Genomic DNA, 23591 nt, shown 5'->3' on the forward strand with positions numbered 1-23591 from the left:
AACCCAGTCAAAAGAGCAGGTAACGTACGCGATTTGTTAAATTGGACAGATATTAAAATTGGCTGTCTCACAATCCGCTACCGCTTGAGACGAATAGGCTTTAATAGGTCTGCTTCTTAATACGGGTGTTAAAAGAGACGATGAGTTAATCAGACCGTCTTGAAAAGTCTTTCCGGTGGTATACAAACGCTATTAATTTTTACCTTTGACCCCTTTTACTTGACGACGTACACTCAGACAAGTACACAGCACTGGGCGCTATTACCCCCATCAAATCCGCCTCAGCCTCCAACCCCATTTCATTTTTTACAGCCACATCGCCTTTCATCTGCTTCATCTGCAGCGTTGGCTTCACTCTCCCCTGCGCCTGCTGTACCACATGCCAAGCCTCATGCGGCAAAAACTGCTCCTCCCCCGGAGCTACATGAATCTCACTGCCTTGTGCATAGGCATGAGCCTGCAACTGCGCGGGTTTATCGGAGTTATAGTAAATCTTTACATGATCCATGCTCATGCTGGAGAGGTTTTCAACACCAGCTTTCAGGTTATCGGGCAAGCCGGTGCGGTTAGGCTGACGTTTTAGGGGGCGATCGTTTTCGGCTGATGTTTCACCGGGTTCAGGCTGCTGTTGTACAATTGAGGCTGCTGACTTGGCAGGCATGTTTTGTTCAACCGTCCCATTAGTTTGTAGGGTGCCGTTGGCAATAGCGGTGTTGGCAGCTCTAGATTGGGGCTGAGGGGATTGGATTTTAGCCATGGGTTCAGGGGGATAGATTACATTTGGTGATAGCAGCTGCTAGTTTAAATCAAAGCAACTGTTTACGAGCTACTAAGCAGGGGCAAAAAGCAAAGAAAAAAAGAAGTTAAACAGTGGTTCTAACCAGAGTTTCACCTTCTTCCGTTTCTGATTGTCAATCTATCACTTTTAGCTGAATATTTTTTACCATACATAAAATCAAAGGGTTTGCTTTAAAAAAGAATAAGATCTTGTTAATTCTCATCGCCAACTCCTTTCCTTCCCTTGAATCATGTACAATCTTCTTCGCGTCAGCTAATTGCCGATCGTTTTTTTGGCCACTGCGCTAGGCGCTGGAGCGGTCCATTTTATTCGATCTACCCAAGGATGGGAAATTCAAGATAAACGACAGTCGATATGCATACGATGTCATCTCGGTAAACAATCCGCATCGAGGAGGACAGCCGGGCGTTCGTGTAATCAATGGCTTTCACCAGCGCCTGCTCGATGGTTAGCGAAGCAGGTACGAAAAATCCCTCCGCTTCGATTCGTCCGATTAAGTCCAGGATATCGTTCGTCGAATAGGCCAGCACTGGACTCGACTGGTTAGCCATTGTTTCCAGGTAATCAAAAAAGGGATCACTTAGGTCGTATAAAACGGTCGTTCTCATACCTAAATATCGCTTATCAGGGCAGTCCAATCTGGCTTAACAACGCCTCTTTGGCAGAGAGGTGAATCAGCCTTCCCCCCGTTATTGGCTTTCGTTTTGTCCAAAATTTTGGACATTTCTCCTGCTTTTAACCCAATCAGGAAAACGGAATTTGATCATCTGTAATTTGTTCAGCCAATTCCTCCGTGGTAAAACACGCTAGCTGAATGGCCGAAAAATAGCCGATAATCCGGGTGTTGTTGGCCGTAGCACAGGTGCTGTTGGCAAAGGCCCTAGTGAATGATCGTCATCATAAAAAGCACTTGGGCTAAAAGAAAGGTGATTTTCTTGATCAAGTATAGCTGCGTAGGCGGTGGTATCACTTTGCTGGAATTTCTCCGGCATCACCTCTTCAAACGCTTTGAACAAGCCAGCTGCTAATGACAATTTTGTAAGCATAATTCTCGAGTCGTTTTCAAATGGGAATCGCGATGCCTGTTGGCGGATGAACCCCTGGCTAACGGCCGGCTTTAATGCGGCCACTACCCGTTAGTTTTTTACTTGATACATGAACGGTGTAATGCGCCCTTTTCTCGTCCTGAACCGTAAAACCTAACTGCGTGGCACCGTAAGCCATGACCTGCCGGATCTGGGACTCAAACTGATCGAACTGCAAAATGGCATCGACGGGTTGATCAATTCGTTGCCAGCGAAGCTGAGGATGGTAATACTCGGTAAAGGCAATCACCGTGGCCTGCGGGTAAGCTTCTGTAATAATTGGGTAGTTCAACATAAAATAAGTGAAGTTAAATCACTCGACGGGTACTGATTGGTCGCGATACCTGAGCAGCGGGTGTTTTCGGTTGACTCGGGAGCGGCTTGGTCAGGGCTGACGACTTTAGGTCGGTCAGGTGAGGATTACCGGGTTTAGGCAAACGGGGTGCCTTCAGCGTTGGTATTTCAGCGGGTTGCTGAACGGCTCGCGTCATAATTTTCTTTACCTGGTCCCAGCTCCTGCCGTTACGAACATCCACTTTGGTTGAATCTGCTTCGGCATCCGTAAAGAAAGTAAGCGCCCGGCGAGTATGGCTCATCGCCATGTTGGAAGGCGAAAACTGACGCTGATAGTTTTCGAGCACCTCCTTTAAAGGCATTCGTTGGAGTATCTCCGCCAGATCGTAAAAATCACGGCGTAATCCGCGGTTAGCCACGGCGTGAACTTTCATTGCCACGGCATCCCTTAAATCCAGAAATCGGATATTCTGCTCCGCAAGGGGGGCATGCTGCATCTGATAAGGGAAACGGATCATATCAAATTTTACCCCATCCAAGAAACCTCGAATACCCAAATCGCTTTGTGAATACACATCGACACGAGCGCCAAAGGTTTGCTCCATGAATTTCTTCATAGCCCCTGGCGGGATGGCTTTGGGCGTAAACAGATCAATATCCGTACTTTGCCGGTGGCCCAGGTGCAGGGCGATTGCCCCGCCCCCGCATAGTAAAAACCCGGCTTGCTCCAGCTCTCGATTCGTCATCAATTCCTGCAGCAGCTGGTAGGGTTTTGTATCGATGGTTTGGAGATGATACATGCGGGCTACTTTTTTCAGGCTTATTTAAATTCTGTTTTCGCGTGAATTCATTTCGTGCTTCTTATGACCTTTTGCTATAAAGCTTGTTTCAGTTTGTCCCTTGATAGGGTTACGCATAAGAAGAGTTGACTGATGATAAGCGCGCTCCTGATTGCGTTAAAAGGAAGCATGCTTCAGCTGTGATAAGTCCAGTCGTTTATAAGCCCGGTACATTTCCGGTTTTAGATTCAGCCAAATGGCCGTGAGGGAAATGGTCGATGACTGCAATTCGGCGGTATTCAATAACGCTTGTTTGATCGTCTCCAGATCAAAAAAATCAATTATGGCCAGCTTGTCTTCATGGGTGCCCGCATCAAAAACGCGCGCGATAATTGTCTGACGATCCTGATCGTTTTCAATATTGAGCGAGTCGACGTCGTAGCCCCATAAACTGCGGGTGGAAATCTGCAACGATTTACGGGATGTAGCCGGTTTGCCGGTTGCCAGGTTAGGAATTGAATGATCTAAAGCCATGATCTTTAAACTAAAATGGATGAATAAATCTAAGTCTTGTTGACCGAAAACAAAATAATTTTTTAAGCAAATTAGGCCAACAAATGAATTGATAAAGTTTATTGATTTTGAGGGCAATCAGGCGTTAAGGGTTTTACTGCAGGGCAAAAAAAAGCCATCGCGTTGACCACGATGGCACGGGATGCTCAATCTATAAATCTTCCGGTGAGACTTTCTTCTCGTAGGTGGTAATCAACCGCCCCTGTTCATCGACAAGGTCAACTTGCTCTACCACTTCAATCGTCGGTGTGGCATTCGCTAGTCGGTAGCCAACGTACAGAGACATCCCAACTTGAACGATTTCAGCGGCTATGGCGAGATTGAGCATCCATTGCCGCCCGGTTGCATCCTGTTTAAACAAAGCAAAGACGATCTTCACCAGGAAAACGCTGATGGCCATACCAATGCGAAGCCGGCTGATGAAATAAGCCTCTGGTCCCAGCAGAATGGCGATGGTGAGCCGAATTGCCCCTACCAGGAAAGCCTGTATGTAGTAGGGAATAGCAAACAGCTTAGGCACTTTAAACGGTAATGACAGGGGTTCAAAAAGGCGTTTCATGACCAGGCGGGCGTCTAAAAGGTTCTACCCTATCTAATATACAATCCAGCGGAAAAAGAATCGGGCTAATACGGCCGAGATGCTCACAAGCGCTTAGCAGTTCATCCCGGTTATCGCCCCTTTTTTATTTGACGGTTTGATTTAATCAAGGAGCTCGTCAAGGTGGTTAATCGATACAACGTTGCTACTGATCCTGCTTTTCACTGGTAAGCTGATTCACCCGGGCGGGCAGTTTTGCATACTCTGGTGATCGGGCAATTTCCTGCTGTAGCTTCTGGCTTAACTCATCGTATAATTCCCAATTCCAGTCTTTAAACGTCAGCGAATATAAATCGTATGGACAATCGGATACGCAGGTGTCAGCGGGGAGTGGTTGGATCTGTTTTAATTCAGGATGGCAGGTTTCCCCTTTCTTAGTTACCTGTACCGATAAAAGACTGGGAGTGCCTAACAGCGACAACAGATCAAACGGATAGGTAAGCTCTGATTCAGAAAAGTCATAGCCTCTCATTCCAATGACATCCCGGTAGAGGTGCGAACTTTGCCGAAGTGATTGCGTGTATTCTTTATGGATCAAAACGGGACGCGGTTGCTTTTGAACGAGTTCATACTGATCCGGCAACACCCAAGTCAACAGTACTTTTGGCCGTTGATACAATTGATTCGTTTGTTTGAATAGCTCCTCCTGGGTTCCTTTTTCAACAATACGAAACAAAATGCCCACGTATTCACCCGTGGTTAAGTCAGTTGGGCTTTGCTGAATGATTGGCAATAGAAGGCTCATCGTCGGTCTTAGTTAAAGGATTAAATCAAATAACTGGGGAGAATCCTGCCGTCGTTCACGAAGGTGGCGTCGAGACCAGGGTAATTTCTCATCGGTTTTCAGAAGCAAATACCGGTCTTTCTGTCTCTTTTGGTGATCCAGTAAATACTGCTTTACGTAGATCGGATTAACCGCATGGGTTCGGTGAATTCGAACAAAATCGTGCAGGTATTTTGACACCCATTTTAGACTCATCGCTAATAGATAACGGGTGTTATCCTTGAGATAAATGTAACAATACCCGCCGTTGCTTTCCAGTCGAATAATTTCTTCATTGCGCAGGGGCTCCATCTCCGATTTAATGCCATTAACGTTCACCTCTCGATAGATCAGATAAGCGGGCTCCCCAACTATAATTGCATTTTGTGTATCGTTTGGCATTGTCGCTTCAGTTAACCATTCTAACTCGTCCGTTGAACCGGATTCACCCCCCTTACAGGAAGAAAGCCGTTCTTCGTTTTCATCCGTTACTCTTATTTTTTCGGTACTTCCACTGTAGGTAGGAATTCTCAAATACCGGATCGTTGCATTAAGGCGTATACGGTGCATGGCTAAAGTAGCGTTTTTTGGGGAATTTTAGTGGCGATGGACTACTAACCTTTAACATTGGGTTTCAAATAAACCATTTTTTGAGGATATTTTTGTTTTTTTTTCGGCTCAAAAAATGCAAAAAAAGTGACTACTTGTTAGTGGCTTTCCTTTTCCACTCCAGATAGGCTTTTATGATAGCCTGTGCATCAGCGGTCTTAATCGTTTTCATCTGGCTTTCCGTAGCAAACTGCTTAGGCAGTTTAGCGTTCGTAACCCCGTCCGTTAGGTAGTACCCAAACTGCCCTTTTCTGACTTCGTATTTCCCGGCTTTGTGAATGATTGTAAGCCCTTTGGCAGCCGGTGTCGAAGAACTTGATTCTAACACTGGAATAGCAAGCTCCAGCGTTAGCTCATCGGCGGATAGCGACTCGACCCGCGTAAACGCATCGTTATATAAAAGATACGTTCCCTGTTTTGAGGTGCCTACCCGAACGGGTTTTTGCTTATACTCCCCCAGTAATCGAGTAGCTGTTTCCCGCTTGGCATCAGGAAGCGTCGCTTCCACATGGGCAATCATTCGCTGATGCATTTGATCATAGCTTTGAATAACAGTCAGAAATTTGCTTTTGCCCTCAACTATTTCGTCAAGCTGTTTCTCCATACCTGCCGTAAATCCGTAGTCAACTAATGGGGAGAAATTCGCTTCCAGAAAATCGGCTAATTGAATACCCGTAGCCGTGGGAACCAGTTTGGCTTTGTCACCCCCAACGGATTGTTGCTCGGTCGTAGTACGAATCGACCCCTGTTTCAGCGTAATGAGGGTTGCCGGCAATTTTCGGGCAGCGACATTGCCCGTTTCAGCATAACCTCGCTTTTGAATCGTCGATAGGATACTCGCGTAGGTAGATGGTCGCCCGATCCCTTTCTGTTCCATATTTTTAATCAGGGTTGCTTCATCAAATCGCTTTGGGGGCTGTCGGTAGGTTTGTTTACCCTGCATTTGATCGACGCGCAGCGTTGTACCAACCGCTACGGGCGAAATAACGGACGCTGCGTCACTTACCTCCTCCTCATCGGCCTCCGTATAGATAGCGCGGTAACCCTCAAAAATTAAGGTACTGGCTTTTGCCTGAAACGTATCAATGGGTTGCCCGGTGCCGATCGTTAGCATGGTCTCCTCGTACTGGGCTGGTTTCATTTGTGAGGCCATGGCCCGCGTATAGATGAGCCGGTATAAGGATTGTTCATCCACGTTATTTCCCGCCGTTTTAACATCCATATGAGTCGGTCGGATCGCTTCATGGGCTTCCTGCGCATCGGCTTTGACGGGAAAGCGCCGGGGCTGAAAATAGGATTCACCGAATTGGCTAATAACCTGCTGTTGAATGGCCTCAACCGCTTCAAGCGAGAGGTTGGGTGAGTCAGTACGCATATACGTAATATGACCCGCTGCGAATAACGCCTGAGCAACCTCCATAACCCGTTTTGCGCCCCATCGGTCATTTCCTTTGGATAGCTTGCGAATGGCTTCCTGTTGCAGTAAGGAGGTAGTGAAAGCCGGACCAGGCTGCCGCAGTACGGGCTTGCTTTGTTTATCCAGCAAGCGCCACAACTTGCCGGTGGCGGTATTTAGATAAGCCTGTAAAACAGGCAATGCGTTCATTTTTTGGATGTCCGCTTCCCCCGACCCTACGTAATTGGCTTTGATTAACTCATGTTTAGGGCTCGTAAAGACAGCCGTGAGCTTGAAGGTGAACTGATCTGTAAACGAAGAGATCGTTTTTTCCCGTTCTACGATTAGCTTTAAAGCAACACTCTGCACGCGGCCTGCTGTTAGATTTTTACCTGTTTTGCGCCGGGCGATATCCGATACTTCATAGCCGGCGATCCTGTCGATGGCACGCCGGGCTTCCTGGGCTTTGACCAGGCTCATGTTGATTGGCCGCCGGCTGTCCAGCGCTGATTTGATAGCTGCTTTAGTAATCTCCTGAAAGGTGGCCCGTTGTGCCTTGTCTGGTGATAGGTTGAGCAATCGGCTCAAATGCCAGGAAATGGCTTCGCCCTCCCGATCAGGATCAGTGGCTAAAATTACATGATCAGCACCCACCTCCCGAACCAGATTCTTTAGGCCACTAACGACTTTTTCCTTATCCCGGCTTACCTGATAGGACATGCTGTAGTTGCGCTCCCGGTTGATGCCTAACTCCTTTTCCGGCAGATCCTGAACGTGACCTACACTGGCGGCTACGTGCCACTGGCCGCTACCATATAATTCATCAAGGTATTGACCTATTTTTTGTTTTTTATTTGGTGACTCAACAATGAGTAGATGCTTAGCCATGAATTAAGAAAAGTAACGGGTTAGAAAATTAGATAGGTAAGCTGTCAACCCGACAAAAAGTACACGGCCATAAAACCCCCATTCATAGGGCCTACCCTGACCATTGGTACCCACGCAAAAGCGAACCGCTATCCAGCTTAGGCCGGTTGCCCAGAGCACACATTGTATCAACCGCCACAACCGTTCGAAAGACCCACCGGCTGTTCTGGTTGCCAGCACGGAGCTGCTCAGGCGTCCAAACCAAAAATGAATGACTAACCCCAGGACTACCAGTAGCAGGAGCTGACTCCATAACGGCCAGTTTCCTATTTCTTGAGTAAACTTATTCATCCTTATGCATCAGTTGATGAGCGGCTTGAAAACAAGGCAGAAACAAGCCTTCTTGTTGATCTGCAATCAGCGTTTGACAGCTTGAAAATTCATAGTCGAATGGGACAATTCCCAAGCTTATAAAGCTGTTGTGGACGGCTAAGGCGTCAATCAAATTCAAATCATCACCGGATTCCATTAGAATGCCAACGTAAGGCATGTCAGGATCTTCGGTATCAATGACATATACGACGCCAACGCTGCCACAGGGATTATGAGGCCCATAATGCGGTTCAGCAAGGATTACCAGCTGTCCGACTTGCCAAAGCTCAGGCAGCGCATCGGCTTTTTGAGATAAATTAGGAAATTGATCCATCAGTGAGGCAAGAGGTTGAGCAAGGGAGAAACCTTCAAAATGTTTCATAAAGGTATATATTTAAATACTTTTTGACCAAATTTTACGGTCTCTTTTTTATTAAATTTTTGATCAGATTTAGAGCAGTAAACACAAAGGCCAACCCATCTTGATGCCCTTTCAAGAAAGTTGACTTATCTAATTTGCTTTATTAAGCGGTATGCTTCGGCAGAAATGTGGCGAACTGACTGAACAAGTAGGTAAGAGGGGCGAATGATTAAGTTAAGTAGTACTATCTGAACAGATACTTAAATGATCAGCAGGGATCTGCTTTATTCAAGCATAAATACCGGTATACGGTGATGCGTTCGCTCAATGGCTTAATGAGCCGTTTTACAAGGAAGAATGACCTGAGCTGTCCGGGTAAACGGCCCTTGTTATGTCTACAACTAACTAGGCGTGATCAATGGGGGGACGCGGTATCTGTTTTCAGCCTAGCCAGGAGCGACTCATATCGACGCACTAAGAAGTGATAAATAACCAGCTCATGCCGCCGTTGTTCCGTGGGGAATAGACGGTTGATGTGCATGTGAATAAGGCTGGTTAGCAGCTCATCTTTAACGACCGTCTGGGGCTTTTGCTGATAGAATAAATTGATTTGATCAAGTGCCGCTTGAAACGCCTGCGAGCGGTGCAGGAAGTCGTCAGTAAGTTGTTGCGCCTGATCGAAGATTGAATCGGCATACTGACGAAATAAAGAATTTAAGCCTTTTTTGACAGATTTCAAACTGCCCTCCTCATGCCAGTAACTGGTTTGATTTCGTTGACAGAATGCAATTTTAGCTTCCAGTGAATAGCGAAAATCGTCTACTAAGTTACTGACCTGTCCTATGGCAAAAGCATAACGCTCGATATCAGATTTGGACGAGTTCTCCTGGGAGGACAAGTAAGTCAAAATCATCAGACTATCCTGGCTGAATACAGTCTCGCAGGCCGCCATCAATTCTGGCGTGTACCGTTCTATCTCACGCTGGTAGGTCTCGATTGAAAAGCGATAAACAAGTGAATCAGGTGTTGAGGGCGTGAAAAATGAATTACAGGCCTCAATAAGTTTACTAATAACACTTGTATCGGATTGAAAACGTATACGAATATGGAAGTCGGGATCGGCAAAGCGAATAAAGAAGAATTGTTGACATAACCCACTTGACAGGAGTTGATTAGTGAAGTCGAACAAGCAGTGCGTCAGAAAATAATCCGCCGCTAATTCACTGAGATAGATTTTGTAATATAACCATGGCCCACCTGGATACACGGTGCGGGCTTCCTGAGTAGTCTGATCGAAGACAACACGCTGCGTAGGATTGCCGGGCGTAGTCGAAAGCCCTTTCAGCGGTATGATCAGTTCAGACACAAAATATCTGTCTTTCTCGACAAGCCAGGGCTGGTAAGAAGCAGGTAACCATTCTGTCAATCGAATGAGCTCGTTTTTATTTAGTTCATCAAGGAGAATCGTTTGACAAGGTGCTGCATCCAGATCCAGAAACAGGGGAAGATCCCGCTCTATGAGCTGCAGGTACTTTGGTAGATTGTATAACCGGCGTATGTGTTGCAGGGTGACTGGGCCGTTCTGTTGAACAGTAGAACGGCGGATTGTCCAGCGTGCGGGTTGAAGAATTAAATTTTTGTAGGTTATTCGGGGCAGTACTGGCTGATCTTTGAAATAGCCCCATCGAACCCCATAGCGATTCGTTTCCAGCTGCTCGATGTATCCCAGGAATTGATAGATATCATCGCCTAACGTAAATTTATGCGCTGTACTAAGCCTAGGCCGTATTCGCTGGCCAGTTGATTTGTTGATGAGGTAGATTTGTTCCGTATGCGTAACGTAAACGCCTAAGTCGTTGAGGTTAATAACTCGATCAGCGGCGACCCCTGCCGGTGTCAGATAAGGTATTTCGTACGATCGTAAGACAGGCCTGGAAACTACATTTCGAGCCCGATTAGGGCTTGGCGGAGCATGTACAACTTCAGCCAGTATTTCATTTGGATACTGGGACTGCTCCCAAGCACACATCTCCTGAACCTGCCGGGTTAACAGGGGATCATTAAGACAAAACCTGCCGAGTAAAAAAGTGGGCGATGAGGTGGTTCCCGCATTAATCGAGAAATGCCAATGACTGGTCGGTAGAGGGTTGACCAAATCCTCTACGCTTTCTTTTGCTACGGGTGGTTGCTGATACAACTCGCCAAACAAATAAAAACTTGGCGGTAATGGCCGCTTGGGCTGATCTTCTAAAAGCGGGATGATATCCTCTTCGGTTAACGAAATTTCCATGTGCCCCGTTAACGAAAAGCGCTCGTAGATCAATTTAACAAGGTTTGAGGGGGTTTCGGAGGCTTCGTTGGCCGGTGATGCAAACGGAATTTGTTTTAACAGACTCGTACTTGCTTCCGACTGGACATGAAAGCCTAAACCGTATTCGGGATCGAGGGCCGTGAGCAAATCGACCGTTGCATCCTGATAACGTTCCCTAAATTTGCGAATAAAGTTGGCTATTGGAAACTCCCTCTTATTTTGAATTAATGGGAGAATCTGGGAAAACTGCTCGGCCAGCTGATGAACGAGTTGCTGGTTAAGCGATAACTGATCGGGAGTGAATACCAGATCCGTCTGGATCATTGACCCCGCGTATTCGGCAGGACTGCTTTGTGGATGGCCATTGATTTTTTTAAGCTTCTTTTGAGTGGCCTCTAAGCCCTCCAGTGTTTGATCCTGACTCATCAGATCGTTACTGATGGTCACTAATTCCCGAAGCAGCGGAGAAACTACCTGTTTTGTCTGATCCAGATGGGTCAATCTACTAATCCAACTTGGACCAGTTACCGGCATCATTAATGAGTTCGATAGAAATTGACTGTCAATTAATTGATTTACAAATACTTCAGCCTCCTGCTGGTCTTCCAAGTCGAATAGGGCCAGTAATGACTGGAAACTAAGGTAAGTTTCTTGGGTTAGTTTCTCAACGATTAGGCTTAATTCCGCTGTTACCGCGTAGGAGGTTAGTATAATCCTGAAGCCCGTTGATTCTGGAACGGATTGTGAAAATCGAAACTCTTCCCCTACCTGATAGAGGCTGTTATTGAGCGAATAAAGTAGCTGTTTGCGTACAAATGGTTCCTGCAGGATAATCTCACTAGCACTGGTGAGTAACGTGGCATCTGGTCGACTGACTACCCGCCACGGATGGCTACCCAATGTAAAAGCGTTTTGCTTGTCAACGCGGCCTAGCCCGGCCCCAGCGAATAAGCCGAAAGGAGTCGCTCGTGAATACGAGCGAAGGATGTACCGCCAAAGCGCTTTTAGGGTAGGTGAAGAAAGCTGTTGCTGATGAGCCTGCGAAAGCCAGGCTTCGTACAGGTCCGGACTTGCTAGAAACAACCCTTTTTGATTCCAGGGCTCCTTTAGCCAGTCGGTGATAAGGGGCAAGTAGTCTTGCGACTGATTCGCTTGTATTTGATCAAGACGATTAATTAAATCGCTTAGTGAATGGGTAGCCGCTCTAACGACAAAAAAAGAATGGTCACCAACTTCATTTTTTACCATAACCCTAAAAAAAATAAACCCAGCCCGTTATCAGGTGGGTTCATTAAAAAGGAGAACAAATCTCGTTAGTCACCACCGGTAGTGGTGGTAATGCTGCCTCCTGTGTTACCACCACCGGTCGAGCTTTTACCTGCGGATTTCACAACAGCCGGAGTCATCCGTGAGGAAACCTTAATTTCTTTGAGCTGGAAGCGTTTCATAAGGATTGAGTTTATATTAAGATTTTATCATCCAAATTTAAACGCAAATTCACCTTAATTCAAAAGTTTTCGACCACAGTTATCGTTATTGTCGTCATTCGCTTTGAGGAGTCTGCCGGGAGAGCGAGCTGACGCGTTGAAACTTGGCGGGGATTGAGTGAAAATCTGGGGGGTAATGATTTCTGTGCCATGGTTGCTACGAGATAAAGTGATGAGTTTAAAAGTACTTATTTCCTTTTTCAATCCTTAGAATAGGTGGCGAGTGGCAAAGAAATGAGGGTTAAGGGGGTCAGTGGCTCAGTGGTTCAACATCTTTCAGTTGACTTTTCACGACAGAGCGAGTTTGACTTGCTCCATACAGGATTTGCTGACCGGCAGTTCTTTTCCATTAGATAACAAGACTGAATTGGCGTTTAGCTTTTGCACATGATCCGTATTTACCATGAACTGACGATGGATACGTAAAAATGGCGATGGTAGATTATTCCCAATCGAGGTGAGTGTAGTCCGGGGGGTTAGTGGTTTAGTTGGTGCCGAACGGCGATTAACCTTCACATAGTTGTCCCAGGATTCTATGTAAAAAATATCTTCAAAGGGTACTCGGAACAGTTCATAATTTGTCCGGATCAAAACAAGCTTTTTGTCGTTCTCTGCCCACAATACCTTTTCCGTAGCCTCCTGACCCGCCAGCGCATGCATTAAGCGCATGCGGTTTTCTACTTTGCTGATGGCTCCCTCGAACTTATCGAAGAAAATAGGTTTTTGCAGGAAATCAATCACTTCCAGTTCGTAGCCTTTCAAGGCAAACTCAACATGGGCTGAAGTAACGACCACCAGTGGCCGGGGCGTGGGTAAGGTTTTGAGAAAATCATAGCCGTTTTTACCTGGCAGATTAATGTCTAGAAAGATAAAATCAGGCTTTGTTTTGTCAATTAAGCTCCGAGCCTCAACGGCATTGAAAGCTGTACCGACTAATTCAAGCGTAGCAATCATTTCAATGTGTTCGCTTAGAATCTTCTGAGCCAGAGGCTCATCTTCGACAATCAGACACTTAATTCGTTTCGAATTCATAGTTAACTACGCTTGATTGATGAAGTGGAATTTCTAATTGAACATGATAGATATCGGCTTGCTCGTCAATGGTGCACTTGTATTGGTCGGGTTGAAATAACAGGTTAAGCCGTTGTCTGGCGTTGTAAAGTCCCAATCCACCCGCGTCTTTGCGGGTGGATGCGTTCTCGCTACTAACCGAATTTTTAATGTCCAAGCGCAGCAGAGCGGGGTTTTCCAGTATCTCAATCTTTATATCGATCCATCCGTCGTGGTAGCTTTTATGGATACCATGTTTAAAAGCGTTTTCAATGAAGGTCAAGAGCAGTAAAGGCGGTACCAACTGACCATCGGCGTTACCATGTCGGACAAAACTGATCACGCTTGGATCACGGAGTCGGCTTTGTTCAATCTCCACGTAATTCTGAAGAAACAGCAATTCTTCTTTCAGCTCGACGAAATTATTGTGGGTTCGGTACAGCGTATACCGTAAATAATCAATCAATCGACGCAACAGTAAGGCGGCTTCGCTGTTGGTTCGGTGAATGAGGGCATACAGGTTATTGAGTACATTGAACAGAAAATGAGGGTTAATCTGATCCTGCAGATATTTAAGCTGATTTCGGGCTAGCTTCTGATTCTGATCGTATTTCTTTATGTTATCAACTCCCCAGGTGGTTAGCCAGCGTATAAGTCGCAATTGACAGGGAAGCAGTAGATAGGATAGATTAAACGCCCAGATAAAGCCCTGGGCACCCTGAGAACGAAGAAAAGCGAAAGGCCCCAGATCCAAGACATACTTCGCATTTCGTTCGATAAAGCCGGGAACTTGCTTAAAATGGGTGACAGCATACCCGAATATATAATAGTCATACACATTGAAGAGCAGAAAGACCAGGAAAAAAGAGCTGATCAGAAAAGCAATTCTTCGCCAGAGCACTTTCCGGGTGGCATAGTAATAGATCAGCACTTTTAAAAGTGATGGTAAGACGAGATACCCTACTATATAATAGGTAACTATAGTGGTCACGAGGTGGCTCATGAACATGAACCGATGTAAGCCCGGGTCCACCGGAAGCTCAGGCCGAAGCTTAAGCATCCGGTAAAAATCATTGTAATTCTCATAACAGTTCCAAAGCCAGTACAGCACGTGAATAGCAATGCGCTGAGGGGTTATCTTCCGGCCGATGGTCAGTTGCTGAATGAATTCCGGGTTAAGATTTTCTGGGTTATCTTTAGATGAAAAAAGGGACATACCTATATGTAGCTAATGACCGACCGATGAATAAACCAAAAACTCTTTACTCAGTTTTATTTCTTCATGCCTTCCTGACTATCTTTTTCACAAATTGCACTATGATGCGTGCGGTTGGTCAGTCTACTCCAGCACTTCCGGTTTCTCTAACAATAGCTGGCCAGCTTACCTCCGAGACCAAACAACCCGTTATCCAAGCGACGGTTTCTCTGCTACAGGTCGATTCTTCCCTTATCCTGACGGCGCAAAGCGATTCAAGTGGTTACTTTCGAATCAATGTCGTTCATAATGGTGCCTATCTGGTACGAATAACGCACGTTGGACTTCAATCTATATTCCAACCTGTTGTTTCAAGCGATTCGACCAGTAGCGCCCCTCTGGCCTTCACCATGCAGACTAAGGCATTAAACTTAGCTGAAGTATCAGTAAAACAAAAGCGGCCATTCATTGAATTACTAGGTGACCGAACGCTGCTGAATGTCGAAGACAATCCACTGTACTCGGGCGGAACGACTCTTGATCTACTGAGCCTGGCACCCCGGCTGTCTATCGACGTTATCAATCGAAAAGTGGCCATTGACGATAAACCGGGGGTTGTGCTTTATCAGGATAACCGGCAAGTCTATATACCTTCCGAACGGATTGTAGCTTACTTACAAAGCCTGCCGGCCAACTCCATCTCACGGATCGAGATATTAACAAATCCATCCGCTCGCTATGATGCAAACTCGGGTGGAGTCATCTTATTATTTACCAAAAACTTTTATCAACAGGGAACAAGTCTGGACCTTGACCTTACAGGTGGATTTGGCCGGTATATTAAAGCGAATGCATCCGTTGGCGTGTCAGTCCAGAAAACAAAATTGTCTGGTAAATTCCTTTACAACCCATCTTATCGACCAACGTATTTTAGTTGGAATACGTACCAGACGGTACCTGCTGGCCAGTATGCAGAGTCCGGCTATTCATCGGGTAATCAACTAAACAAGGAAGACATCAGTGCTCATTTGTTTCGCACGAATTGGGATCTCAAGCTGACCAAGCAGCAAACCATTGGGGCTGTGCTTATGCTTAACCAGATTAGTGATACGCAGAATCCATCGTCTTCTCTGGAGTACCAGCTGGCCTCGCCTTCGGCCAGACTGACCAAGATCAATTCAATCTCTCAACTGCGCTCTCGGCAACTCAATCTATCCGCTAATGTGAATTACCAGTTTACTTTTTCGAAACCCCAAACGTTTCTGACAATTGATATTGATGCAGCCCAGTATACTGACAATTCCCGATCCCGGGCTGATTACACTCTTTTGCCGGATCAGCCAAGGCCTAGTGAATCACTGGTGATTGACTATCCGAATACCATCCGGTTTAAAACAGCTAAGGCAGATTTTACGACGGCAATATTTCAGAAGGGTACGCTGGAGACCGGCGTCAAATACAGTGCTATCACTTTACAAAATCAACCCGATCTTCTTAAAGCTACGCCAGGTTTTGATTCACTTAAAAGTTCTTTGATCCGGGCATTTCATTACGATGAATTTACTTCAGCGGCGTATAGTTCGGTGAGCTACCAGTGGTCGGGCATTTCCGTACGGGCTGGTTTACGTCTTGAGCATACCCACTATGAGGCTCAGGTTAATAACCGGTTGGAGGTGATACGGGATTACACAAATTTATTTCCTACAGTTAGTATCCAGTATACCAACAAACAAAATTTCAAATACACCCTCAACTTTAATCGCCGAATTGTTCGACCTGCTTTTGACGTCCTTAACCCATCTTATATATTTTATAACCCGTTGACGCTTTACACCGGCAATCCACTTCTTTTGCCTCAGTTATCCAGTAGTTTTCAGCTTGGCCTAATTACCCCGAAACGGTTGTCGCTCTCCCTTTCCTATAATCATAGTCGGAATCGTATTACTGAGATACTCTTCCGAAACGACACCACATCAGCTGCTATTTTGAACTATTATATAAATTTTGACTGGGAAAAGAGAATGTCGCTGGTGTTATCAATACCGGTGAAAATACGCCCATTCTGGCAGGTCCAAGCAACGATGACGGGTTTGATGAGCCGCTTTTATTCCACCTTTGAACGTGTGCCCATTACCACATCACAGCCCACGGTTGTGGTTAAACTCTTGAATACGTTCAGCATGGGCAAGTTGTCGGCAACTCTCGCTTTCACGGGTCGAAATACAGCTTTAATCGGGTATCTAAAATATAAACCGATCTGGTACCTTGATGCCGGCTTACAATACTCGATTAATAATAATTCCAGCCTCAAAATGTCAGCCACTGACATCTTCCATACGTTACTTTTACAGAACTATGGGAATTACTTGAATACATCCGTTGCTTTTTACCATAAATCCGAAACCCAGCAGCTCCTTGTTAGCTACGCGCTACGGTTTGGTCATACCAAAGCCAAACCGGTTAATGAACGCGAATTCGGATCTGAGTCTGAACAGCAGCGGTTGGGAGGAAAACGCTAACAGTCCGAACATGCCCTTTAACGCTTCATTGAAAGTATTAGCTTTTATGGCTTTATATCAACCGAAATTGCCAACACTCTTGGCTTTCTTGCTTCTTTGTTTTCCCTTCGTCAGCCACGCCCAAACGCCTTCCTTTATCTCTGACAGCTTGGATCGTTACGTTCAGAAAGGCATGCAGAATTGGCAAATACCTTCGATGGCCGTCGGCATCGTTCAAGATGGAAAAATCATTATTTCAAAGGGGTACGGGGTAAGAGAACTGGGAACAGCCAAGCAGGTTGACGAAAATACGCTGTTTCCCATTGCGTCTAATACTAAGCTCTTCGTAGCTACTGCTTTCGCTCACCTGGCTCATCAGAAAAAGCTTAACCTGGATGACCCCGTCGTTAACTACCTGCCATCCTTTAAAATGTATGATGCCCAGGTTACCCCACTCTTATCAATCCGGGACTTATTATCCCATCGGCTTGGGCTTGCCGGTCACAAAGCTGATTTTGTCGCTTGGAATACTAGTTATAGCCGGTCGCAGCTCACGCAAAAACTTGCCCAGCTAAAGCCGGACTTTCCCTTTCGCCAGCAGTTTGGTTATTCAAATTTAGGCTATGTGGCAGCCGGTGAAGTGATGGCATCCATTACAGGGAATACCTGGGAGCATGAGGTCGATAACTTGTTGCTAAAACCTCTCGGTATGCAACGAACCTATTTTGATCTGACAACGATCAGGGATTCCAATGTAGCTAAACCCTATTCCACCTGCTGTACTACATCCGATCAACCGATTACACTACCCTATGACTCGCTTGGCAGTATTGGTGCGGCAACGGGGATGGTGTCTTGTTTGAAGGATATGAACACGTGGATGCTGATGCAACTTGACAGTGGACGCTACCAGCAAAAGTCTGTTGTGCCATGGGAAACGATTGCCGCTACCCGACAGCCTAATACGATTGCCAGCACTTCACCTATTCCCGGTTTTCCAATTGAAAGTCAATTCTACGCTTTGGGAGTTAGCCTTCTTTACTACGCAGGCCATCAGGTTTTTCTGCATACTGGAACAAGCTTCGGCTACCGAAGTGCTTATTGCATTGTACCCGATAAAAAAGTAGCGTTCTTTATATTTTCCTCGAATGATCTTAATACTTTTTACGAGGCATTACTTTTTCAACTACTAGACAGCTATTTAGGACAACCTTACACCAACCGGGCTGACTACTTTTTTAAAGGCTACCAACGCCGGCAGCACAATGCGAAAGAGATACTTACCATGCTTGATAAACGTGTCTCGGCCGCTAAACAACCCCCTTTCTCCATCAATTCACTTAAAGGCACGTATCATAACCCATTATACGGTAATCTCACCATCACAACCCTGGGCACTGGGAAAGGAAAAACGAATATCTTGGTTCGCTTTGAACATCACCCGTCCTTAACGGCTCAACTGGACTATATGGATGGCAATGAGTTTAGGATGACTTTTTCAAATGTGCATTTTGGCATTACACCCGCCACTATTTCTGTATCGCTCTCCGGAGTGGTGAATGGAATAGCGTTCGCTCCTTCTGATTTCTTGGATGACGACGTGTATAAGTTCACAAAAAAATAAAGTCCAGAGCCCCTTAATGGCGGCTATGGACTTGTACGAGGATCATACCAGTAGAACGAACTTAAGTCACTTCTACTAATCATCCTGGCTTCCGATTTCATCCAGTAATTGATTCCAATCCTCATCATCGTCATCTGATAGATCAGAATTTACATCGGCTAATTCCCTGAATCCAATAAAGTTGAGTTGGCCTTCCAGCCAGCAACGGGTTGATTCAGGAGACATGAGTTGACCTTCCTGGTTCACATTGATCCAGATGGCCCGGCCATAATAAACCGCACCCGTTCCAAGCCATTGCCAGCCAGGTGGCAATGGGGGTTGAGTCAGGACATCCCCATTCATGATCGCCCGATCACCGCACGGATGATGAAGAAAAAAACCAATCTCTACGGTACCGATCCAACGGCTAATATCCGACAGGGAATCGGTTAGCTCGATTGGATATACCGACTCAAGGTAAGGATCGATTAGCCAGGCGGAAAATAAAGGCTGCATAGTCGCGGACGTTTTACAGGTTACTTGACGGGTATAAAAGTAACGATGAGCGGCAATTACCTGGTGAATAAAGGCCCTAAACGAACTTAACGCGCAGTCGAAAATGTAACTAGGTTTCGTAATTGTATCGGTACACCGATTACGAGCGTCGTATTCGATTTGTTGATACCGGCTTATCGGTATGCACCGCTGGCTTCACATGTTCTTTAGGGTCGACGGGCTTACCCGGAGGAGGGGCGGTTTGTGAATTTGGCGGCACCGTCGCTGGTGTTTCTTTCCGAAATCGCTTGGCGCCATCTTTTGGTAATTCATTATTGACCGCTCCCTTCTCATATTGATGCAGCGGTAATCCTGTTGGTCCAACCTTCACCGTTGATTTTTGATTGGCGAGGGCAGCCGGGTCGTTTTTGAATTGAGACTGCAATTTTACTAGCCACTCGGGTTGAAGCGTGATGGGGTCATGTTGCCGGTTCTCAGGTCGGTTAGCCCTTATTTTATCAATTTCCTGCTGAATCTTATCGGCTTTTACTTTTAAGTCATCATTAAAATCTTTCTCCACCGAGCGGTTCACGTAAAAGTGATTGTCCGTTAGCCGGATTTCTTTGGTTAGGTTTTCCGCCCGGATCAACATAGGTCTGTTATTGGGAATATCAACAGTAATTTCCGTATCGCCCAAATACGTTTTCCCCACTTTTACTTTAGCTTTCGTCTCGTCAACTAAATGGCCCTGATTCATAACCGAACCAATTCGCTGGGCAAGCTCCTCGGGCGATTTACCCGGCGGGGATTCCACGCCCTTAGGTAAGGTTAACCGTAACTGATTTGGATTGCCTGTCTTTTGATTGCCCTCCGTCATATACGCCTGCCAGGCCTGGTCCGGTTGACCAGGTAGTTTCAAGCTACCCATGTATTGAATATTAAAGCGTATCCCCGAGAAGTCATTATCGTTGGCTAAGATGAACCGTTCGGGTTTTATGGTATCAATGATTTTTTGTAACGTGGGCAGTTGCAGACCACCGGGCTGCCCCCCTGTCGATACATAAAGCCGGTCGCCAGCTTGACGGGGCGGGTGTAGCTGGTAGTGAGAGAGGGCGTCGATGGGGTTTTCGGTAATGACAATTTCCCGGGGTTTTACGCCTGGAATAACGTTGGATAACCAAACACTATCGTGTTTGGGAGAGACGAGCATATTATGACTGGCATTGCGCGTGTTGAGAGTCACGATGTGTTCCATATTACGCATCGGGAAGGCCGTGTTGGTGCCGGTATAGCCGTTTTTCGTCTCAAACGGGCGTTGCACAATCTGGCCTTTGAATTCTGGCGCATCGATGGTCTTGTCCTCAATATGACGACTATATAGCCAATTGCGTTGTTGCAAGGGCTCGATGTTAAGCAGTCGGGCCGTTGTGGTTTCATCCAGCTGACGAATGTCTTTCAAGCCAATGGGCCGGATCGACTCATGGGAGGTGTAAACATTACCTACCATGGGGCTAAGGTGAGCATGTAACTGTTTCCAACCATCCCGACTGCCCAGATCCAGGTTTAATTTATTGGATACCATGTTAATGATCGTTCCCCGGTCGCGGTTATCCTGAAACGATTTATAGGCATAATGTCCGGTCTCCTGTACCCGGTGCACGGTGATCTTTCGCCCGGTGGATTCCTCTTCCAGAGCCGCCCAGTTTTTACCGTGTTTCCCCTTAATCGGCTGCCAGCCCTGATCAATGAGATAAGTCACTAAATTGATATCCGATTTATACCGATCGGTGAGTGAACGCTCCTCGGCAACCCGACGATCGTAAGCATCTTGGCGGTTGGTACGTTGGGCTTCCTGCGGTTGAGTTGACATAGCTATTCAATTTATAACAGGGGAAAAAGGACGGGGCAAAGGCCTTACGGACGAGGTCCTTTGGGAGGCTTCACGTCTGTTTTGGGTTTACTAACTTTAGCCTTGGCTGTTTTCGCCTCTACATCGGGCTTCACCTGGGCCGGTTTGGTCGTTTGCTCCCCTTGTTTAGTCACCGATGCCGTCTTCAGTTGCTGCTGGGCTGAGTGTGGGATGGGGCGGGCAGCTGTCTGGAGATCAGTGCCGCTGGGGGGTAGGTCATTTTTTTTGTTCAGCGTCTTCATTAAATCAAGGTGCAGTAGACGTTGAACGGATTCGGGTGTTTGCTGAAGGACAGGAAGGAGCGGTTGATTTTTTCCAATCGCTTTATCCAGTTGCTGACTGAGCTGAAGTAACGCTTCAGCCTCCGTTTTTGTGGCCATGATTGGCAGGGCAAACAACTTGCCGGTTTCGGGAGCCTGGGCAAGCTGGGGAAGTTTTATCGATAATACGTATTTGGCTTTTTCGGCCTGCGGGATGACCAACACTTCAACCCCATTCGGGTAAGCTTGCGTTGTTTGCCTTATTCCCTTTCCGGCGTAACTTAAACTATCCAGTAGTGGCGTAGCCGAAGTAGATCGTTCAGCAGCTTGTGAGGTAACCAACTGGCTAGTTTTCGGGGTTTGTTCCAGTTTGGGCGGCTTGATGCGTTCAAACTTAAACCCGCTCCTAGAGGCTGCCAGACGGACAAAGGCCGAAAACGTCTGGTCATCTTTTTTCATGTTATTGATGCGGATCGAGTATCCTTCCCGTAACCGCTCTTTGGCGGACGGATCAATGGGTACGCCCAACAACTTGTCCGGTATCGGAAATTTATCGGTGTTAATCACCGTCATTTTTTGCGTTTCCGGATTAATGCCAATGATGCCTCTATAGGGTGTACCAGACGATGGGTCGATGAGTTGAACGGCGCGCCCCATATCGCCGTACCGCTGGAGATTTTCCTTATCAGTGGGACTAAATTGGTGGCCCAGGTAATTATCTCTCAGCTGCAGCCGCGCCTGCACATGCATTACGTTGATCGATAAACCCCGCGTTGGATGATTAATGACGCTGAGCTTGGCGGCATCGCCATCCTTCAATGGAATGATGTTGGTTTGTTTACCGTCCAGTAATTTCTTTATCTCAAGGCCGACCGGTGCGGAAACTAAATTAGACGATAAGTCCAGGTGAGCGGCTAGAACTGGACGCATCTGTTCTATCGTATAGCGTTTACCTATCAACGTAGATACATCAATTGGAGGAGTGTTCTCGACGGTGCTATCCATTCATTTAATATTTTGTATATAACGTGAAATTACAAGCTCACTCGTTTATAATAGCGTTTTATACCCGTTTCTTACCGTATCCCGCTTTAGCCGAGGCAATGGGCTCAGTCTGTTTCGTATTTTTATCCGTCTTTGCTACGGGCTCATTTTGGCGTGCGGGGCTTGGTGGGGTAACCGTACGCGCGGGCGTTCTTCCCTCCGACAACGATGAAAATTTTTGATCAGCTCGCTTAATTTCCTCCGCTGTCGCGTTTTTTTTGGGTGGCAATACGACCCCACTCTGTTCCTTTCGATAATCCAGAATTTCCATTTTAGCCTGCGCCCTTGGACTTTTCAATTCCTGGCCATGGGGGATACGGTTTAAGGGCCTCCATTCAACCGGTGAGTCACTTACCTTATTGACCCGAATCATATCCTGATAGGTTAATGCGCCCGCAGGTTTGCGAACGATTTGGCCTTTTTCATCCTTGGCCGATACGACCGTTTTCTTCCATTGTTCGTCGGCCGCCTGACGAGCAACCTGTTTAGGCGTCAACTCAGCGGGTTGTGGCGCATTTCGTTGCGTATCTCGTTTTACCTGGAGGGCGTTGAGAGCCGCCTGGTTGACAGGCGTAAATTTCAACCCTCGTTTATGGGCGGCTACCTGCACGTCGGCGGTAAAGGGCTTGCCATCCAGACCCGTCATGTTTTTTACCCGGATGACTCCGTGGTTTTTCAGCGTCTGCTGCTGTTTGTCCGTAATGGGCACGTTGCGTAGAACGGTTGGTGGTACGAATCGTTCTTGCCGAAAGACGGTCAGCCGATTTGTCTGGGGATCATAGCCCACCAATCCCATAAACTGTTGATTGGTCTCTTTATCCGTCAACGGGACGGGACGGCCTAATTCACCAGTTCGTTGCAGCCGGATGTGATCTTCGTGCGTGAGCTGGTAGCCCAAAAAGCGGGGGGCCGGCGTTCGTTCCAGTTGCCGGGGAATCAGTTCAACGCGGGGACCTTTCCCCGGATCGTCATAGACAAATAAACGGCCCTGAACCGGGGTAGTGGTTCCGTTGCTATCCGTTTGATTCAGGGTTAGGCTGGACGTACGACGGGCATTTAATAGCTCGCGCATATCCTCGGGCGATAAGCTTTCCTTTTGAATACCCAGCGGTTTAAGCTGCATTTCCAGTTGCTCCCAGGTGAAGCGGTTGCCGGTTTCCAGCGGACGCGGATTAACGGGCTTTTCGACCCTGTTTAAGCTGTTATAATCTGTAGAAGCCATAGTGTCGGTATTGATTGAAAT

At 46.6% G+C, this 23591-nt stretch carries 21 protein-coding genes; 2 read left to right on the plus strand and 19 right to left on the minus strand.

Features of this window, described 5'->3' with window-relative positions:
• Window positions 1–199 precede the first annotated feature (199 nt).
• The 15 genes from ACYVAM_RS29300 to ACYVAM_RS29370 form a co-directional block, all read right to left on the minus strand.
• Window positions 200–757, minus strand: a complete 558-nt coding sequence (locus tag ACYVAM_RS29300; RefSeq protein ID WP_461073724.1) for an eCIS core domain-containing protein — start codon at window positions 755–757, stop codon at window positions 200–202.
• A 356-nt stretch (window positions 758–1113) separates the two neighbouring features.
• Window positions 1114–1407 (minus strand): hypothetical protein, encoded by a 294-nt coding sequence (locus ACYVAM_RS29305; protein WP_461073725.1) that lies wholly within the window; start codon window positions 1405–1407, stop codon window positions 1114–1116.
• Window positions 1408–1605: 198 nt separating this feature from the next.
• Window positions 1606–1845, minus strand: coding sequence for a hypothetical protein (locus ACYVAM_RS29310; RefSeq protein ID WP_461073726.1), 240 nt, complete (start codon window positions 1843–1845; stop codon window positions 1606–1608).
• A 58-nt stretch (window positions 1846–1903) separates the two neighbouring features.
• Window positions 1904–2179, minus strand: coding sequence for a hypothetical protein (locus ACYVAM_RS29315; RefSeq protein ID WP_461073727.1), 276 nt, complete (start codon window positions 2177–2179; stop codon window positions 1904–1906).
• A 13-nt stretch (window positions 2180–2192) separates the two neighbouring features.
• The gene (locus ACYVAM_RS29320) at window positions 2193–2978 is read right to left on the minus strand and encodes a nucleotidyl transferase AbiEii/AbiGii toxin family protein (protein ID WP_461073728.1); all 786 of its coding nucleotides are present in this window, start codon (window positions 2976–2978) and stop codon (window positions 2193–2195) included.
• Between the two features lie 156 nt (window positions 2979–3134).
• Complete coding sequence (locus tag ACYVAM_RS29325) at window positions 3135–3491, minus strand: DUF6922 domain-containing protein (RefSeq protein WP_461073729.1); 357 nt, start codon at window positions 3489–3491, stop codon at window positions 3135–3137.
• A gap of 190 nt (window positions 3492–3681) precedes the next feature.
• Window positions 3682–4089, minus strand: coding sequence for a hypothetical protein (locus ACYVAM_RS29330; RefSeq protein ID WP_461073730.1), 408 nt, complete (start codon window positions 4087–4089; stop codon window positions 3682–3684).
• Window positions 4090–4273: 184 nt separating this feature from the next.
• On the minus strand, window positions 4274–4873 hold the full coding sequence (locus tag ACYVAM_RS29335; protein ID WP_461073731.1) for a phage replication initiation protein, NGO0469 family: 600 nt from the start codon (window positions 4871–4873) through the stop codon (window positions 4274–4276).
• A 12-nt stretch (window positions 4874–4885) separates the two neighbouring features.
• A complete protein-coding gene (locus ACYVAM_RS29340; protein ID WP_461073732.1) occupies window positions 4886–5461 on the minus strand; it encodes a LytR/AlgR family response regulator transcription factor in 576 nt (191 codons plus the stop codon).
• 130 nt (window positions 5462–5591) lie between these two features.
• Window positions 5592–7784: a type I DNA topoisomerase gene (topA, locus tag ACYVAM_RS29345; RefSeq protein ID WP_461073733.1), complete on the minus strand. Its 2193-nt coding sequence runs from the start codon at window positions 7782–7784 to the stop codon at window positions 5592–5594.
• Window positions 7785–8106: 322 nt separating this feature from the next.
• Complete coding sequence (locus ACYVAM_RS29350; protein ID WP_461073734.1) at window positions 8107–8517, minus strand: hypothetical protein; 411 nt, start codon at window positions 8515–8517, stop codon at window positions 8107–8109.
• A 394-nt stretch (window positions 8518–8911) separates the two neighbouring features.
• Window positions 8912–12055, minus strand: coding sequence for a lantibiotic dehydratase (locus tag ACYVAM_RS29355; protein WP_461073735.1), 3144 nt, complete (start codon window positions 12053–12055; stop codon window positions 8912–8914).
• 65 nt (window positions 12056–12120) lie between these two features.
• Window positions 12121–12255, minus strand: coding sequence for a hypothetical protein (locus ACYVAM_RS29360; RefSeq protein ID WP_297369764.1), 135 nt, complete (start codon window positions 12253–12255; stop codon window positions 12121–12123).
• A 327-nt stretch (window positions 12256–12582) separates the two neighbouring features.
• Window positions 12583–13326, minus strand: coding sequence for a LytR/AlgR family response regulator transcription factor (locus ACYVAM_RS29365; RefSeq protein ID WP_297369761.1), 744 nt, complete (start codon window positions 13324–13326; stop codon window positions 12583–12585).
• Entirely contained in the window at window positions 13307–14560 is a 1254-nt protein-coding gene (locus ACYVAM_RS29370) for a sensor histidine kinase (protein ID WP_461073736.1), read from the minus strand. The genes ACYVAM_RS29365 and ACYVAM_RS29370 overlap by 20 nt, the downstream gene beginning before the upstream one ends.
• A 101-nt stretch (window positions 14561–14661) precedes the next feature.
• Between ACYVAM_RS29370 and ACYVAM_RS29375 the strand changes: the two genes are divergently transcribed.
• Together ACYVAM_RS29375 and ACYVAM_RS29380 are read left to right on the plus strand one after the other, a co-directional pair.
• Window positions 14662–17058, plus strand: coding sequence for an outer membrane beta-barrel protein (locus tag ACYVAM_RS29375; RefSeq protein ID WP_461073737.1), 2397 nt, complete (start codon window positions 14662–14664; stop codon window positions 17056–17058).
• Window positions 17059–17206: 148 nt separating this feature from the next.
• Window positions 17207–18661, plus strand: a complete 1455-nt coding sequence (locus tag ACYVAM_RS29380) for a serine hydrolase domain-containing protein (RefSeq protein WP_461073738.1) — start codon at window positions 17207–17209, stop codon at window positions 18659–18661.
• Between the two features lie 75 nt (window positions 18662–18736).
• Here ACYVAM_RS29380 and ACYVAM_RS29385 read toward each other — a convergent pair whose 3' ends face one another.
• The 4 genes from ACYVAM_RS29385 to ACYVAM_RS29400 all read right to left on the minus strand — a co-directional run bounded on the left by ACYVAM_RS29385 (window position 18737) and on the right by ACYVAM_RS29400 (window position 23570).
• Window positions 18737–19156, minus strand: a complete 420-nt coding sequence (locus tag ACYVAM_RS29385) for a hypothetical protein (protein WP_297369749.1) — start codon at window positions 19154–19156, stop codon at window positions 18737–18739.
• A 139-nt stretch (window positions 19157–19295) separates the two neighbouring features.
• A complete protein-coding gene (locus ACYVAM_RS29390; RefSeq protein WP_461073739.1) occupies window positions 19296–21005 on the minus strand; it encodes a toprim domain-containing protein in 1710 nt (569 codons plus the stop codon).
• A 44-nt stretch (window positions 21006–21049) separates the two neighbouring features.
• Window positions 21050–22234 (minus strand): hypothetical protein, encoded by a 1185-nt coding sequence (locus tag ACYVAM_RS29395; protein ID WP_461073740.1) that lies wholly within the window; start codon window positions 22232–22234, stop codon window positions 21050–21052.
• Window positions 22235–22367: 133 nt separating this feature from the next.
• A complete protein-coding gene (locus tag ACYVAM_RS29400) occupies window positions 22368–23570 on the minus strand; it encodes a hypothetical protein (protein WP_461073741.1) in 1203 nt (400 codons plus the stop codon).
• Window positions 23571–23591: the final 21 nt, after the last annotated feature.

This window comes from Spirosoma horti (assembly GCF_054776595.1).

Excerpts from the sequence above, each read along its gene's own strand:
- ACYVAM_RS29300 (WP_461073724.1), bottom strand. The coding sequence starts at position 757 with ATGGCTAAAATCCAATCCCCTCAGCCCCAATCTAGAGCTGCCAACACC.
- ACYVAM_RS29305 (WP_461073725.1), bottom strand. The coding sequence starts at position 1,407 with ATGAGAACGACCGTTTTATACGACCTAAGTGATCCCTTTTTTGATTAC.
- ACYVAM_RS29310 (WP_461073726.1), bottom strand. The coding sequence starts at position 1,845 with ATGCTTACAAAATTGTCATTAGCAGCTGGCTTGTTCAAAGCGTTTGAA.
- ACYVAM_RS29315 (WP_461073727.1), bottom strand. The coding sequence starts at position 2,179 with ATGTTGAACTACCCAATTATTACAGAAGCTTACCCGCAGGCCACGGTG.
- ACYVAM_RS29320 (WP_461073728.1), bottom strand. The coding sequence starts at position 2,978 with ATGTATCATCTCCAAACCATCGATACAAAACCCTACCAGCTGCTGCAG.
- ACYVAM_RS29325 (WP_461073729.1), bottom strand. The coding sequence starts at position 3,491 with ATGGCTTTAGATCATTCAATTCCTAACCTGGCAACCGGCAAACCGGCT.
- ACYVAM_RS29330 (WP_461073730.1), bottom strand. The coding sequence starts at position 4,089 with ATGAAACGCCTTTTTGAACCCCTGTCATTACCGTTTAAAGTGCCTAAG.
- ACYVAM_RS29335 (WP_461073731.1), bottom strand. The coding sequence starts at position 4,873 with ATGAGCCTTCTATTGCCAATCATTCAGCAAAGCCCAACTGACTTAACC.
- ACYVAM_RS29340 (WP_461073732.1), bottom strand. The coding sequence starts at position 5,461 with ATGCACCGTATACGCCTTAATGCAACGATCCGGTATTTGAGAATTCCT.
- topA (WP_461073733.1), bottom strand. The coding sequence starts at position 7,784 with ATGGCTAAGCATCTACTCATTGTTGAGTCACCAAATAAAAAACAAAAA.
- ACYVAM_RS29350 (WP_461073734.1), bottom strand. The coding sequence starts at position 8,517 with ATGAAACATTTTGAAGGTTTCTCCCTTGCTCAACCTCTTGCCTCACTG.
- ACYVAM_RS29355 (WP_461073735.1), bottom strand. The coding sequence starts at position 12,055 with ATGGTAAAAAATGAAGTTGGTGACCATTCTTTTTTTGTCGTTAGAGCG.
- ACYVAM_RS29360 (WP_297369764.1), bottom strand. The coding sequence starts at position 12,255 with ATGAAACGCTTCCAGCTCAAAGAAATTAAGGTTTCCTCACGGATGACT.
- ACYVAM_RS29365 (WP_297369761.1), bottom strand. The coding sequence starts at position 13,326 with ATGAATTCGAAACGAATTAAGTGTCTGATTGTCGAAGATGAGCCTCTG.
- ACYVAM_RS29370 (WP_461073736.1), bottom strand. The coding sequence starts at position 14,560 with ATGTCCCTTTTTTCATCTAAAGATAACCCAGAAAATCTTAACCCGGAA.
- ACYVAM_RS29375 (WP_461073737.1), top strand. The coding sequence starts at position 14,662 with ATGATGCGTGCGGTTGGTCAGTCTACTCCAGCACTTCCGGTTTCTCTA.
- ACYVAM_RS29385 (WP_297369749.1), bottom strand. The coding sequence starts at position 19,156 with ATGCAGCCTTTATTTTCCGCCTGGCTAATCGATCCTTACCTTGAGTCG.
- ACYVAM_RS29390 (WP_461073739.1), bottom strand. The coding sequence starts at position 21,005 with ATGTCAACTCAACCGCAGGAAGCCCAACGTACCAACCGCCAAGATGCT.
- ACYVAM_RS29395 (WP_461073740.1), bottom strand. The coding sequence starts at position 22,234 with ATGCGTCCAGTTCTAGCCGCTCACCTGGACTTATCGTCTAATTTAGTT.
- ACYVAM_RS29400 (WP_461073741.1), bottom strand. The coding sequence starts at position 23,570 with ATGGCTTCTACAGATTATAACAGCTTAAACAGGGTCGAAAAGCCCGTT.